The sequence below is a fragment of the Streptococcus porci DSM 23759 genome (assembly GCF_000423765.1).
GTDB classification, from domain to species: Bacteria; Bacillota; Bacilli; order Lactobacillales; family Streptococcaceae; genus Streptococcus; species Streptococcus porci.
In genome coordinates this window covers 1-14910 of sequence record NZ_KE384090.1, presented here as the reverse complement: position 1 = coordinate 14910, position 14910 = coordinate 1, and the positions used below count along the sequence as shown (strand labels likewise).

Genomic DNA, 14910 nt, shown 5'->3' with positions numbered 1-14910 from the left:
AATGTTTAAAAAAATGATTTCAAACTGGCGTTTGCGGAACTTACTTTTCTTGGTGATGGCCATTATTCCAGTCATCCCTTTCCTCTTATACCGTCGATTTCAGATGGATTGGGATGCTTGGTTCCATTTTTCAAGAATGTATGAAATAGTGCAAAATATTTCTCATGGGAAATTTGCTTTAGATATTTCTTATTTTAGTTTTAATAATCAGGGGTATGCTGTTAATTTCTTTTATCCTTATTTTATTAATTATCCAGTTGCTTTAGTTTGGTACTTGACTGGAAGTCCAGTATTTTCAGTTTTACTATGGAATATTGGTTTTCATCTTATCGGTTTAAATATTGCTTACCACGCTTATGATAAGTGGCAAAAGAAGCCATATTTTGCATTTCTTTTTTCAGTTTTATATATTTTTGGATATTCAGTTGTTAATGTGAGAATGCTCAATATGGGGACCTACAATGCTCAGATTACCTATATGTTTTTGCCTTATGCCATTATAGGGATTTATCAGCTAATATTTGGAAGGGCAAGAGAGTGGCAATCAGTAACAATTTTTGCAATTATTATTATTACTCTGTCACATCTTTTGACGACTGTTTTACTAGTATTTTACTCAGCTGTGCTTTTTGCTGTATTGCTTGTAAATAAACGAGAGCTATTGATAAAAGAGAGACTTTATGTCTGGGTTCAGGTTATCGCATCTGTTGTCTTGTCAACTGCAATATTTGTTTTTCCAATGCTAGAACAGAAGGTGGCTAATGACTGGATTCGTGTTCCCGCCATGAATCTGTCATCAAACGGTATTGTGGATAGCAGTGTTGATAATCTAACATGGTTAAAACGTCTAGAATCTGCTGTCTCCTTTAGAGAAGTCTTAGTTCTATTATTCATTATAACTCTATTTTGTCTGCTTTATTGTAGAGTGCTTAATAGAACGCTTCAAAAGTTGATTTTTGGTATTATCACCATTTCAATTCTGCAAAGTCATCTCGTTCCTTGGTATTTTTTACAACGTCTCTCTGTTGTTGATATGTTTCAAAATCTCAACCGACTGGATTCATTCCTTTTCTTTGCTATCTCGTTATTCATTGCATTTGGCTGGCAGAATATTCTTCTCACCGAGCCGAAGAGGTTTACGAACAAGCATTTCTTTGTGGCTAGTTCTATCCTTTATTTGCTATTTTTGAGTCAAAATTTTTACCAGCAAAAAAATGGGATTACAACTTCCAATTTATCAGACTTTGATCGCAATAGTTATTTAGCAACGGACGATACAATCTACAAGGGGCTTGAAAACTCTAACTTTGGTTATTTCAGTAGCTGGGCTGGTAAGGGTTGGTACCGGATTAACGGTTTTATGGATTATCGGACAGAGGGTCAAATCAGGCGAACTCAAAATGCCGATGGCACTTACACGATTGATGATGGTATGTACACTATCTTAAACGGCGAATCCAATCGACCGCTTTACAATGTTTCTAAAGATACCGAAGTAGAGACTAATGACTTTATTGAAAATGCAGTCTATTTTGATGGTCAACAACAGTTTAGAAAGTTCAGTCAGAATCAAGTTTTTTTCATGGTTAAGGATATTCCTGACTCAGCAAAAATTGTCCAAACGCCAATCACCTACCTAAAGGGATTCGTTGTTAAAGACGATAGTGGAAATATCCTTACCAGTTATAAAAATAAAAAAGGATGGTTGGAGTTTAAGATAAGAGGAAGTTCTCAAGTCGTTATTACTTACGAAAAGACGCTCCTGCATAAGCTTTCAATAGGAATTTCTATTTTAACTTGGTTCGTCCTTGGAACTAGCTATTTAAAGCGGAGAAAGAAGTAGAATGGCATTCTCATCCGTATCACATATTAATTAAAGGCGAAAGCCTTTTTTTTCTGCTTTTCGAATAATTTGGTAAGGAGGTTTTTATGCAAGAAAAATGTGTGGTGATAAGCGTGGTGTTACTTCTATTAACTCTCTTGACCTATCTGGTCTTGTCAGGAATGGGGGCGATGACGCTGGTACCCTCAGTGCCAATAGAATCTGTGATAGTTTAGGAGGAATTGATGGAAAGATTACTTGAAAAAATCAGAGAAAATCAACTGGTAACAGGACTGGGCGCTGGCGTTATCATTCTGGCAGTTCTAGTCGGATGTTTAATGTTAAAACCAGAGGATAAGGCGCCAGCTTTTCCAGTTGTGGCAGAAGTCACTCAGCACGAGGTAGAAAAAACTGAAGCAAAAAGTAGCCCTGCCCTTTCCACCAAAACGGATAAAATCCTAGTGGATGTTAAAGGAGCAGTCGTGTCAGAGGGTGTCTATGAGTTGTCGGCCGATGACCGCGTGCGTGATGCGATTGAGTTGGCGGGAGGCTTGTCTGGTGAAGCGGATAAAAATTCGGTTAATTTAGCACAAAAGTTGGAAGACGAAGCTGTTATCTATGTCGCAAAGGTGGGCGAAGAGGCTAGCCAAGTCACAGGTCAGGGAGCAACTGTTGATCCCCAATCTTCGAATAAAGTTGACCTCAACAAGGCGACACTTGCTGACTTGATGACGGTCTCTGGCATCGGTGAAAAGCGGGCTCAGGACATTATCGCTTATCGAGAGGAGCACGGCAAATTTTCATCATTGGAAGAGTTGACGAATGTCTCCGGTATCGGCGCAAAGACTTTGGAGAAACTTCAAATGGAGCTGACACTTGATTAGACGACTCCCTATTCCAGCTCTCTACTTAGCCTTTCTTATGATATGGGTCTATTTTGCTTTAGTGACTGAGGAAAAGCTGGCGCTTTTTGGTCTGATTTTTCTAGGATTCTGTTTGTATCGCTTTTATCCTTTACAAAAGGTCGGGCAGGTGCTTCTTATCCTATCTCTCTTTGCAGGTTATATCAGTTTTCAAGAATGGATGGTGGCTAGACATGCCAGTTCAGCTCCGCAGACGATTCAAAGTCTCCAAGTTCTACCTGACACCATCTCCATTAACGGCGATAGTTTATCCTTCAGAGGGCGGTCTGAGGGTCAGACTTACCAAGCTTTTTACAAGCTGATATCCCAAGAGGAGCAGAGCTTTTTCCAAAAACTAGATGAAACGGTGGTTTTGGAGATTGAGGCGGAGTTGGTTGAACCTGAGGGGCAGCGTAATTTCAAGGGATTTGACTATGCCGCTTATCTGAAAGGTCAGGGAATTTACCGTCTGGCGCAGGTCAAGACTATCACAAAGGTAGCTGTGGCACAAAATCTATCCGTATTTGATCAGATTAGGGAGTGGCGCAGGCAGGCCTTGGTTCAGATTTACCAGCGATTTCCCGAGCCGATGTGTCACTACATAACTGGGCTTCTCTTTGGGCATCTCAGTAAGGATTTTGAGGAGATGAGCGACCTTTATAGCAGTTTGGGTATCATTCACCTCTTTGCTTTGTCAGGAATGCAGGTAGGCTTTTTTGTGGGGGCTTTCCGTTTTATCTTTTTACGTTTGGGCTTTAGAAAGGATTGGGTGGACTGGCTAAGCTTACCATTTTCCTTGGTCTATGCTGGCTTGACAGGATTTTCAGTTTCGGTTATCCGCAGTCTGATTCAGCTTAATTTAGCGAGTCTGGGGCTTGGCAAGTTGGATAACTTGGCTGTGACAGTTTTCGTTATGTTTCTGGTTAGACCTCATTTTCTTCTAACGACAGGTGGCGTTCTGAGTTTTGCCTATGCTTTTATCCTGTCCATGACGGACTTTGAAGGGTGGAAATTCCCACGTCTAGCGGAAGTCCTAAGCATTAATCTAGGGATATTGCCCTTGCTTTGTTGGTATTTTTCAAGCTTCCAGCCACTAGCGATTTTGCTGACAGCTCTGGTTTCTGTCTTCTTTGATAGACTCATTTTACCCTTGCTAAGCCTGATTTTCCTGCTCTCGCCATTCTTTAGTTTGACCTTTGTCAATCCTCTTTTTCTTCTTTTGGAAAAAGGGCTGACGCTGGTGGGAGAGATTTTTGAGAAACCTTTGATTTTGGGAAGTCCAAGCCTGATTGCCTTACTTCTTTGCTTAGTGTGTCTAGGTTTTCTTTATGACTTTTCAGTGCATCAAAAATGGCTACTTAGATTCGGTATTCTTATAGCTCTGCTATTTTTTATCAGTAAAAATCCAATGGAAAATGAGTTTACCATGGTCGATGTAGGGCAAGGGGACAGCCTCTTTTTACGGGATATGACTGGGAAAACGGTGCTGGTTGATGTTGGAGGTAAGGTGACCTTTGATAAAAAAGAGTCTTGGCAGATGGGCGTATCCAGCTCTAATGCTGAACGAACCCTGATTCCATATCTTAAAAGTCGAGGTGTCAGTCATATCAATCAGTTGGTTTTGACCCACACCGATGCTGACCATATCGGTGATCTAGAAGAGGTGGCAGCAAACTTTTCCATCGGTGAGATTCTTGTCAGTCCTGGTTCAATGACGGTACCTGATTTTGTAGAAAGGCTTAGAAAATTGCAGGTTTCTGTTCGCATAGTGTCAGCAGGAGATTGCATTTCTATTATGGGAAGTCAGCTTCATTTTCTTTATCCGAGAGAACTTGGTGACGGTGGTAATAATGATTCTTTGGTTCTTTACGGAAAACTACTGGATAAACGATTTCTTTTGACAGGTGATCTTGAGGAGGGAGAATTGGATTTGGTAAAAGCCTATCCCAAACTGCCTGTTGATATTTTAAAAGCGGGACATCATGGATCAAAAGGGTCTTCTTATCCTGAGTTTTTAGACCATATTGGAGCTGATATAGCCCTTGTTTCAGCAGGGAAAAATAATCGCTATCACCATCCGCATCATGAAACACTTGAACGTTTTAACGAAGAGAAAATGATAGTCTATCGTACCGACCAGATGGGGGCTGTTCGCTTTGTCGGGTGGCAAAAGTGGAAAATTGAGACGGTGAGGTAATCGGCAGTGACTGATAAACTACTGCTAACTCATTACTATACGCAAATGCATAAAGAAAATTTCGTTTTCAGATAAGAAATTTCATAGCATAGATGTTTTTTTGAATCTACTTTTGTTATATTATTGTTGTAAACGAGAGTAGAATTGTGCCTATCTTGAAAAAATGCATATAGCTAGAAAATAGTTATATGCATTTTCTGCATGTGCATGGCGTGCCATTGCTATAATATTTATTGAAAAGTTTATCATTTAGGCGTATGATAAAGGTGAAACAAATCAATTTTTTTTGATATGAGGTGATTGCTATCAAAAATTTTAAGAGAGATGCTCAGATTTTTAAAGCTTTATCAGATGAGAAGCGTCTACTTATTCTAGATTATTTAAAAAATGGAGAAAAGTGTGCCTGTGTTTTGATTGATGAATTAGAGATTGCTCAGTCTGCTCTGTCCTATCATATGAAAATTTTGTGTCAGTCAGGTATTGTCACTAGTCGCCAAGACGGGAAGTGGAAGCACTATAGTCTGAGTGACTTGGGTAAAAACTTTGCACTGAATCGTCTTATGGAATTGACAGATATAAAAATCACATCTGATAATCATTGTCATTGCAATCGAAAGTCATCTTAGGCATGGCTTTTGATTTTACTAAACATATCAAAAATATTTGATATATAGAAAGGGGTTTGTGTGTGGTTATTTATTCAAGATCAAATTCTGGGTATGAAATGGTTAAATGAGCTTGTTGGCAGGATTCTGTCGCTTTTTGGGGTAGACTTATCATCAAGATTTGGAGGGAGTCTACAATTTTTCTGCTATGATGTCATAAAGATTACACTTCTGTTATGCGTATTGATTTTTACTATTTCATATATCCAGAGCTATTTTCCACCAGAACGTAGCCGAAAAATCCTGAGTCGATTTGATGGAATGATAGCAAATGTGGTATCAGCATTATTGGGAACGGTGACACCGTTTTGTTCTTGTTCATCGATTCCGCTGTTTATGGGATTCACCAGTGCAGGGCTTCCGATTGGCGTAACATTTTCATTCCTAATCTCATCTCCAATGGTTGATTTGGGGAGTTTGATACTTTTGATGAGCATATTTGGTAGTAAGGCAGCTATTATTTATGTTGTACTTGGCTTAATTGTTGCTGTTCTTGGTGGAAGTTTGATTGAAAAATTAGGGATGGAAAAATATGTTGAGGATTTTGTGAAAAATGCTCAGGTGCCCATTTTAGAAATCGAAGACTTGTCCAATAAGGACAGAGTAGATTTTGCGAAAAAACAGGTTTCTGAAACTTTCAGGAAAGTTTTTCCCTATACTCTAATTGGTGTAGGGATTGGAGCTTTTATCCATAATTGGATACCAGAAACTTGGGTGGTAACGGCTCTAGGTACCAAGAATCCTTTTGGGGTCATTTTAGCAACTGTCATTAGGATTCCAATGTACGCTGATATTTTTGGCTCTATCCCAGTAGCTGAAGCTTTGTTAAGTAAAGGGGCACAATTAGGAACTGTCCTAGCCTTTATGATGTCGGTGACGACCCTTAGTTTGCCATCACTTATCATGTTAAAGAGGGCAATCAAACCCCAATTACTTGCAGTATTTGTCGCTATTTGCTCAGTTGGTGTCATTTTAGTAGGTTATTTATTCAATATTTTACAACAATTTATTTTTTAGGAGGGATGTTTCATGTCACAAGATTCAATAAACCAAATGGTATTTAAGATTTTAGGTTCGGGCTGTAAGAAATGCAACCTATTAGAAGAACATGTTCAGCAAGCTTGTCAGGATGAAGGCTTGGTTATAGCTATTGAGCATGAGAGAGATTTTGCTAAAATTGCTAGCTACGGTGTGATGTCAACACCTGCCTTGGTTCTTAATGAAAAAGTTGTTTCATCAGGAAAAGTGTTGACGGTTGACGAAGTCAAGCAAATCATTCGGGAGAAAATTTATGATGCCAAAGCCTAAGGTAGCCTTTATTTGTGTCCATAATTCTTGCAGAAGTCAAATAGCAGAAGCATTAGCCAAAAGATATTATTCGGAATTTTTTGATGCCTATTCTGCAGGGACAGAAATCAAATCGCAAATCAATCAGGATGCGGTTCGTATCATGAAGTCGCAGTTTGATATTGATATGGAGGAAGAGCAGTATTCCAAACTAATTGATGTCCTTCCTCCCATAGATATTGTAGTTACTATGGACTGTAACGTTAATTGCCCCTTTCTTCCTTGTCGTCACAGAGAAGATTGGGGTTTGGATGATCCAAGTGGTAAAAATGATGACGCATTTCTAGAAACGATTAGTCAAATTCAAAAGAAATTAGAAACTTTAGCTGACTCAATGAAGTGAATAATGCCGATTTTTGTTATCCCTAAAAGCTTGATAACTTATCAAATTCAAACGTGATGTCGAAATAGGTTCATTAAAGCTCGGACTTTATTCAAAATCTTCGGTGAAAATTGATGTTTAGAACTTGAGGCGTGTCAGAATTGGCACGCTATTTTTTTTCTTATCTGTGGTATAATGAAAGGAGGTATTTGGGGATTTTAGATGCACACCCTACTTGGTTTTTGCACCCCCTTGAAAGGGTAAAGGTTAAAATGTATGATTAAATTAATTGCCAGCGAAATTGCAATTAGGTTATTGATACAATATAACGAAATAAATAGCATCGGTATAAGAGGATTGGACGGTTTTATTGAATAAAAAGATCGGAAATAGTAACAAATAACCATTTGGATAATACAAGTAATTTTGAAGAAATATTGAAATCGTTAAATAGTTGATTATCGTTAAAAAGTAGGTAATCGTTAAATGATATGTTCTCGTGTACTTGACACGTTGAGACGTGTGTTTTATTGTCCCACAAAAGTGCAGACGATTTTATCAGTGTAAAAATGGAGTACGCAGACGACCGAAAAATCCAGCCAGATCGTATCACCTACAGGCTTATTCAGGAGTATATCGAAGAAAAGTACGGCTTCAAAGTTCACACTGCAAACATTGCAGAGGTCAAAAGAAACTTAGGCCTGCCGATGTACGACGCACCAAACGCAGTTGAAGAACTAAAACTCCCATATAAACCAGCACCAGAATATAAAGTAGAAGCTATTAAAGACGCATTAAGGCACTTCAAGGTCATAGATTAAAGTAAAGTACCCTTTCAGCAGATCATTACTGTTGAGAGGGTCTTACTTTTTCAGAAGCCGGCCAATGTAAGGATAGCCCTACAAGATTGCGGGTCTTTCTCTTCGAGCCATGTTTCCAGATTGCTTATAGCGATATCCTTTTGAATATGGATGCTCTCTTCAAATCGATATTCGATTGCACATGTAAGGATATCAACAGGTTCATCAAGAACCTTACCGCCAAGAACTGGGTATTCGTCAATTACAATCCAGTCAGGTGGGAGACCATCAAAGAGAGCCTGCGGATACAATTCCCTAAAGTGAATCTCAATTTCCATAGCTTCGATCTCACCTTGTTCTTTATCTGGGTAACAAGTGGCATAAGATACATCGAAGCCTCTAGTGAGCAGCATCTGAACGACATTGATGAGTTCAATATCAACAGGAATGGTCTTATCGGCGCATTTACAACAAGGCTTCGACCAAATTTCACTGTATAGCTCTAAACATCGTGGACACATCGTCATCATACAATCACTTCCTTCACCAGTTTATAGAAAGTAGTTCTTTTAAGATTAAGTGCCTGCATAGTTGCAGTTGCAGTTTGCTCGCCAGTGCGGTGATATTTACCGCCGGGTACACTGGAATAACCGAGGTTACAAGTCTATTGTTTGGAGATGCGTCAGCCGTTTGGAGGAAAAAGGATCTGAATGTACTGCCCCTACCATAAACGAGGAAACATTGCAGACAGCAGTGGTCAAGGCTATTAACGAACTTTTGGCTAACAAAGAACCCTTCCTCCAGGCGTTGCAGAAAAACATAGCTACTATACTTAATGAAGAAAATGATAATGCCACCAATGATATTGATAGCAAATTGGAAGAATTACAACAACAGCTTCTTATCCAAGCAAAATCCAAGAATGACTATGAAGATGTGGCTGATGAAATCTACCACCTTCGAGAATTGAAGCAAAATGCACTTGTTGAAAATGCAGAGCGTGAAGGAAAAAGGCAACGAATCGCTGAAATGACTGATTTCTTTAATGAACAATCCTGTGAGTTAGAGGAATATGATGAGCAGTTAGTAAGGAGGCTTATAGAAAAAGTTACGGTATTTCATGATAAGTTCGCCGTTGAATTCAAATCAGGAGTCGAGATTGATGTAGAAGGGTAATCTTTAGAAAGAGAACAGAAGAATTATATTGGATTTTTAAAGATAATATGATATAATAAAACGACTTGGAGGTGGAAGAATGTATAACTTTTCTTGCTAATTATATGATGCATAATAAGATATTTAAAGAAACGGCTATAGAACCGTTTGTTTTGTTATGCAAATTGCAAGAAAGTTAAGTATTCTACACTCAATAATACATTACAGTAACCTTATGTTATGTATAACAAAAGGTAATAATAGTATTTGTTTTTGAGCCGTAAGAATTTACTTTCTTGCGGCTTTTAATATTTGTAAAAGAAAGGAAGATAAACGTGATAGACAATGATACTATGTCATTCATGACAAAATCCTTGCAGAGTTGGATAACATTATAGAGTAATTAATGCCGAAAACCGACTTTGCTTATAAAATTTTTATAATGTAAAGGAGGAAGAAATATATGTCCTTAATAAATGTTTCAAATCTAACTTTTTCATATGAAGGAAGTTATGACAATATTTTTGAAAATGTAAGTTTTCAGATAGATACAGATTGGAAACTCGGTTTTATTGGAAGAAACGGACGCGGTAAAACTACTTTCTTAAATTTACTGCTTGGCAAATATGCGTATTCCGGCAATATAAGTTCTACAGTTAAGTTTGAGTATTTTCCTTATGATGTGGAAGATAAGAGTCTATATACAATTGAAGTAATGAAGAGTATTTGTACGGAATGTATGGATTGGGAGATTTTTCGTGAAATATCATTGCTTGATGTTCAAGAAGATGCTTTATATCGTCCGTTTAATACATTGTCAAATGGTGAGCAAACAAAGGTCCTTCTTGCAGCTTTATTCCTTACAGCGAGTTGTTTCCTGCTTATTGATGAACCTACAAACCATCTTGACATCGATGCACGTAATGTAGTGCAAAACTATTTGAAACGCAAGAAGGGGTTTATTTTGGTATCTCATGATAGAAGCTTACTTGATCAATGTGTTGACCATATACTATCTATCAATAAAACGAATATCGAAATCCAAAAGGGAAATTTTACTTCTTGGTGGGAGAACAAAACGTTACAAGATAATTTTGAACTGGCAGAAAACAAGAAACTCCTTAAAGAAATAGGAAGGTTGTCTTATGCAGCAAAACGTAGTTCAAACTGGTCAAATAAAGTAGAAAAAAGTAAATATGGAACAACAAATTCTGGTTCAAAACTGGATAAGGGTTATGTTGGACATAAGGCTGCAAAAGCGATGAAACGTGCCAAAAATATTGAGTCAAGACATCAGGAAGCCGTTTTACAAAAATCAGAACTGCTTCACAACATTGAACAATATGATGACTTAAAAATTTCACCACTTGAATTTCACAAAGAGTGCTTAATAGAAGCGAATGATTTATCATTGTCTTATGGAGATAAAGAAGTATGCAGTAATCTTAATTTCAGAGTCAATATTGGTGATAGAGTTGCCATTATCGGAAAAAATGGGAGTGGTAAGTCTAGTATCCTAAAATTGATTAATGGAGATGATATTAAATTTACCGGAAATTTTATGCTAGCAAGTGGACTAAAAATTTCTTATATTTCGCAAGATACTTCATATTTAAAAGGTAATCTATCTGAATTTGCCTATAATAATAAGATCGATGAAACTCTATTTAAAACGATTCTTCGTAAACTGGATTTTAATAGAGAGCAGTTTGATAAGAACATGGTGGATTTTAGTGCTGGTCAGAAAAAGAAAGTACTAATTGCTAAAAGCCTTTGTGAAAGTGCACATTTGTATATATGGGATGAGCCATTGAACTATATTGATATTTTTTCACGTATCCAAATTGAAAAAATGATTTTGGAATATTGTCCTACACTATTGTTTGTGGAGCATGATGATGCTTTTTGCAATAACATTTGTACGAAAAATATTAATTTAGGTTTGTAGAGATTTTGAGTTGCCACAATAACTAAAAGATATTTACATGAAAGGGTGAAGAAATGTTAAAACAAAAAGAATTAATTGCAAACGTTAAGAATCTTACTGAGTCAGATGAACGAATTACAGCTTGTATGATGTATGGATCGTTTACCAAAGGAGAAGGTGACCAATACTCTGATATAGAGTTCTATATATTTTTGAAAGATAGTATAACCTCGAACTTTGATTCATCCAACTGGTTGTTTGACGTAGCTCCGTACTTGATGCTTTATAAAAATGAGTACGGAACAGAGGTAGTTATTTTTGATAATCTTATACGTGGGGAATTTCATTTCCTTTCTGAAAAAGATATGAACATAATCCCCTCGTTTAAAGATTCAGGTTATATTCCTGATACGAAGGCTATGCTTATTTACGATGAAACAGGGCAATTAGAAAATTATTTATCAGAGATAAGTGGTGCAAGACCAAATAGACTTACTGAAGAAAATGCTAATTTTTTGTTGTGTAATTTCTCTAATCTATGGTTGATGGGAATCAACGTTCTAAAAAGAGGAGAATATGCTCGTTCATTAGAACTCTTATCACAACTTCAAAAAAATACACTACAACTTATACGTATGGCAGAAAAAAATGCTGATAATTGGCTAAACATGAGTAAAAACCTTGAAAAAGAAATTAGCCTTGAAAATTATAAAAAATTTGCAAAGACCACTGCTCGATTAGATAAGGTAGAATTATTTGAAGCCTATAAAAATTCTTTGCTATTAGTTATGGATTTGCAAAGTCACCTTATTGAACAATACAACTTAAAAGTTACACATGACATTTTAGAAAGATTGTTGAATTACATTAGTGAATAGGAGAGTAACGTTATTCACAGTATTGGGTACTGAAAATTAACAGCATACCTCAGTTTTTCAAAAAACAGCGAAGCCTATGGATATGTTCCCGTCTACCGATAGTGCAAAAAGTGTCGTGGATATGTTTCCGAGAACGGACATACACAAATGACATTCATTCTGTCCTCTCAATCCACGTTGAGACGGTAGTATTGATGTCAAGGGTAGATAAGTAAGAGTGTAATAAGATAAGTAAATAAAGGCTTTCCGTGATTTGAGGTCTGGTTTTAGCCGGAAGGATAATCACGGTTTTTTTGCTTTGAGGGAAAATATCAAAGAATGGTGAACTGCTATATTTCTCATAAAATGCTCGAAGTAGCAAAAGGAAAAACCCATTTTCCACAGATTGAATATGAATGCTGTGCCATAGAAGATGTGGATTTCCCAGAGGAGAGCTTTGATGTAATACTAAGTTCGCTTGCGTTTCATTATGTAGCAGACTATGAGAATTTAATAAAAAAGATATATAGGATGCTGAAGGCTGGTGGCAATTTAGTTTTTACAGTTGAACATCCTGTTTTTACTGCTCATGGAACACAAGACTGGTATTATAACGAAAAAGGAGAAATACTGCATTTCCCGGTGGACAATTATTATTATGAGGGCAAACGGACAGCTATGTTTTTGGAAGAAAAGGTTACAAAATATCATAGAACACTGACCACATATCTAAATACACTGCTTTCAAATAGTTTTATAATAAATCAGATTGTGGAGCCACAGCCGCCAGAGAACATGATGGATATTCCGGGGATGGCGGATGAAATGCGACGCCCAATGATGCTGATTGTATCGGCAAAAAAGAAGATGTAATAATATAGAAAAAATAAACGAGGAGTATGTAAATGAGATCAGAAAAAGAAATGATGGATTTAGTACTTTCTTTAGCAGAACAGGATGAACGTATTCGAATTGTGACCCTTGAGGGGTCACGCGCAAATATTAATATACCTAAAGATGAATTTCAGGATTATGATATTACATATTTTGTAAGTGATATAGAACCGTTTATATCTAATGATGACTGGCTTAATCAATTTGGGAATATAATAATGATGCAAAAGCCGGAGGATATGGAATTATTCCCACCTGAAGAAAAGGGATTTTCCTATCTTATGCTATTTGATGATTACAATAAAATTGATCTTACCTTATTGCCCTTGGAAGAGTTAGATAATTACCTAAAGGGCGATAAATTAATAAAGGTTCTAATTGATAAAGATTGTAGAATTAAAAGGGACATAGTTCCGACTGATATAGATTATCATGTAAGAAAGCCAAGCGCAAGGGAGTATGATGATTGCTGCAATGAATTTTGGAATGTAACACCTTATGTTATTAAAGGATTGTGCCGCAAAGAGATACTGTTTGCAATCGATCATCTGAACCAGATTCTACGGTTTGAACTACTTAGGATGATGTCGTGGAAGGTTGGGATAAAGACAGAATTTTCATTAAGTGTTGGGAAAAATTATAAGTATATTAACAAATACATTGATGAAGATCTATGGAATAGATTATTATCTACATATCGCATGGATTCCTATGAAAATATTTGGAAGTCATTATTTATATGCCACCAATTGTTCAGGGAAGTGTCCAAAGAGGTAGCAGAACTACTGGGGTTTGATTATCCAGAGTATGGTAAGAACATAACAAGATATACCGAGGACATGTATAAAAAATATGTTGAAAATGACTATTTTTAAAGATTAGCAAAGATTATTAACCATAAGCAAGGGGTGTAAATGTATGGAAAGTACTGATGTTATAAATGAAATTAGAGGTATATTACCTCGTAACTCAATTGGAAAATATGATTTACTAACTATTTTTACACATAAAACCGTTTTTGATAAAATTGTAAAAGTACTATCATTGGATTTTCAAAATAAAGTAGATTATGTGGCTGCCCCAGAAGCAATTGGATGGATACTAGGCACTGCCATAGCCAAAGAACTTGGAGTGGGGTTTATTGGAGTAAGAAAAGGTGATAAGCTGCCATACGCAAAAGAAGAGATTATTTCGACACATTTTACCGACTATTCAGGTCAAGATAAAAGCTTTGAAATATCTAAGAGTTCTATTGTGAGGAACAAAAGAGTTTTGATTGTAGATGATTGGATAGAGACAGGTTCTCAAATGAAGGCTTTAATAGCTTTGTTAGAGAAATTGGATTGCAGCATTATTGGGTTGGCTACTATTGGGATTGATATAAATGAGGTTACTCAAAAATGGATAGACAGCAGTTTTGTAGCTTATATTGGCTCAAACATATAATAAACCGAAAGAAAATCTTGAATCAAAATTTTGGATGGCGTTAATTTACAATACAACGAAAGATGTTTACTCTTTTTTTATAAATTTTAAGAGGCGTTAAAAAACAGTTTTCAGACGAAAGGAGATCGAAGTTGAGTATAGATTTAAGTAACAAAAAAATTCCGAAAGAAGCAATTCAAGCATTAAAAACTATAGCGGAACTACTTGATAATATGTTAATTGGGGTGTATTTGTATGGTTCGGCAGTAATGGGTGGTTTACGTATGAATAGCGATGTAGATATTTTGGTAATAACAAATCAAAGTTTATCTGAAAAAACTCGAAGGAATCTTAGAAATAGGTTAATGCTTATATCTGGGAAAATAGGAAACATAAAAGATATGAGGCCTCTTGAAGTTACGGTCATAAATCAAAAGGATATTGTCCCTTGGCATTTCCCCCCCAAATATGAATTTATGTATGGCGAGTGGCTAAGAGAGCAGTTTGAAAAGGGAGAAATTCCTGAGTCGACTTATGATCCGGATTTAGCAATACTTTTAGCACAACTAAGAAAAAATAGTATTAACCTTTTGGGAC

General features: G+C 36.6%; 16 protein-coding genes and 1 pseudogene. 16 read left to right on the top strand and 1 reads right to left on the bottom strand.

Annotation, left to right across the window (positions count from 1 at the left end; genetic code table 11):
• Position 1: 1 nt before the first annotated feature.
• The 9 genes from G576_RS0111140 (at position 2) to G576_RS0111100 (ending at position 8076) form a co-directional block, all read left to right on the top strand.
• On the top strand, positions 2 to 1843 hold the full coding sequence (locus G576_RS0111140) for a glycosyltransferase family protein (protein ID WP_027974660.1): 1842 nt from the start codon (positions 2 to 4) through the stop codon (positions 1841 to 1843).
• A 97-nt stretch (positions 1844 to 1940) separates the two neighbouring features.
• Complete coding sequence (locus G576_RS13670; RefSeq protein WP_156875149.1) at positions 1941 to 2084, top strand: hypothetical protein; 144 nt, start codon at positions 1941 to 1943, stop codon at positions 2082 to 2084.
• A complete protein-coding gene (locus G576_RS0111130; protein ID WP_027974659.1) occupies positions 2065 to 2706 on the top strand; it encodes a helix-hairpin-helix domain-containing protein in 642 nt (213 codons plus the stop codon). The genes G576_RS13670 and G576_RS0111130 overlap by 20 nt, the downstream gene beginning before the upstream one ends.
• 37 nt (positions 2707 to 2743) lie before the next feature.
• Positions 2744 to 4921, top strand: a complete 2178-nt coding sequence (locus tag G576_RS0111125; RefSeq protein ID WP_051178137.1) for a DNA internalization-related competence protein ComEC/Rec2 — start codon at positions 2744 to 2746, stop codon at positions 4919 to 4921.
• Positions 4922 to 5226: 305 nt separating this feature from the next.
• Positions 5227 to 5547: an ArsR/SmtB family transcription factor gene (locus G576_RS0111120; RefSeq protein ID WP_027974657.1), complete on the top strand. Its 321-nt coding sequence runs from the start codon at positions 5227 to 5229 to the stop codon at positions 5545 to 5547.
• A 60-nt stretch (positions 5548 to 5607) separates the two neighbouring features.
• The gene (locus G576_RS0111115; RefSeq protein WP_027974656.1) at positions 5608 to 6603 is read left to right on the top strand and encodes a permease; all 996 of its coding nucleotides are present in this window, start codon (positions 5608 to 5610) and stop codon (positions 6601 to 6603) included.
• A 12-nt stretch (positions 6604 to 6615) separates the two neighbouring features.
• Complete coding sequence (locus tag G576_RS0111110) at positions 6616 to 6894, top strand: thioredoxin family protein (RefSeq protein ID WP_027974655.1); 279 nt, start codon at positions 6616 to 6618, stop codon at positions 6892 to 6894.
• Positions 6881 to 7276: an arsenate reductase ArsC gene (locus tag G576_RS0111105; RefSeq protein ID WP_211218888.1), complete on the top strand. Its 396-nt coding sequence runs from the start codon at positions 6881 to 6883 to the stop codon at positions 7274 to 7276. The genes G576_RS0111110 and G576_RS0111105 overlap by 14 nt, the downstream gene beginning before the upstream one ends.
• A 548-nt stretch (positions 7277 to 7824) precedes the next feature.
• Positions 7825 to 8076 (top strand): hypothetical protein, encoded by a 252-nt coding sequence (locus G576_RS0111100; RefSeq protein ID WP_027974653.1) that lies wholly within the window; start codon positions 7825 to 7827, stop codon positions 8074 to 8076.
• A gap of 50 nt (positions 8077 to 8126) precedes the next feature.
• Here the strand turns inward: G576_RS0111100 and G576_RS0111095 are convergent, their stop codons facing one another.
• A complete protein-coding gene (locus G576_RS0111095) occupies positions 8127 to 8468 on the bottom strand; it encodes a hypothetical protein (RefSeq protein ID WP_228380658.1) in 342 nt (113 codons plus the stop codon).
• A 178-nt stretch (positions 8469 to 8646) separates the two neighbouring features.
• Here G576_RS0111095 and G576_RS12845 point away from each other — a divergent pair, with 178 nt between their 5' ends.
• From G576_RS12845 to G576_RS0111060, 7 genes and pseudogenes are all read left to right on the top strand, one after another.
• The gene (locus tag G576_RS12845; RefSeq protein ID WP_002294511.1) at positions 8647 to 9231 is read left to right on the top strand and encodes a recombinase zinc beta ribbon domain-containing protein; all 585 of its coding nucleotides are present in this window, start codon (positions 8647 to 8649) and stop codon (positions 9229 to 9231) included.
• Between the two features lie 442 nt (positions 9232 to 9673).
• Positions 9674 to 11158: an ABC-F type ribosomal protection protein Lsa(E) gene (gene lsa(E) / locus G576_RS0111085; RefSeq protein ID WP_002294513.1), complete on the top strand. Its 1485-nt coding sequence runs from the start codon at positions 9674 to 9676 to the stop codon at positions 11156 to 11158.
• A 53-nt stretch (positions 11159 to 11211) separates the two neighbouring features.
• Positions 11212 to 12015, top strand: a complete 804-nt coding sequence (lnu(B), locus tag G576_RS0111080; protein WP_002294514.1) for a lincosamide nucleotidyltransferase Lnu(B) — start codon at positions 11212 to 11214, stop codon at positions 12013 to 12015.
• A 318-nt stretch (positions 12016 to 12333) separates the two neighbouring features.
• A pseudogene (locus G576_RS12840) lies at positions 12334 to 12867 on the top strand (class I SAM-dependent methyltransferase); the annotation flags it as partial.
• A gap of 32 nt (positions 12868 to 12899) precedes the next feature.
• Positions 12900 to 13763 carry an aminoglycoside nucleotidyltransferase ANT(6)-Ia gene (locus G576_RS0111070; RefSeq protein WP_002294505.1) on the top strand — a complete coding sequence of 288 codons (864 nt, stop codon included), beginning with the start codon at positions 12900 to 12902 and terminating at the stop codon, positions 13761 to 13763.
• A gap of 43 nt (positions 13764 to 13806) precedes the next feature.
• The gene (locus G576_RS0111065) at positions 13807 to 14334 is read left to right on the top strand and encodes a phosphoribosyltransferase family protein (protein ID WP_002294507.1); all 528 of its coding nucleotides are present in this window, start codon (positions 13807 to 13809) and stop codon (positions 14332 to 14334) included.
• Between the two features lie 131 nt (positions 14335 to 14465).
• Positions 14466 to 14910: nucleotidyltransferase domain-containing protein (locus G576_RS0111060; protein ID WP_027974652.1), on the top strand; the 445-nt coding region annotated here is incomplete at its 3' end.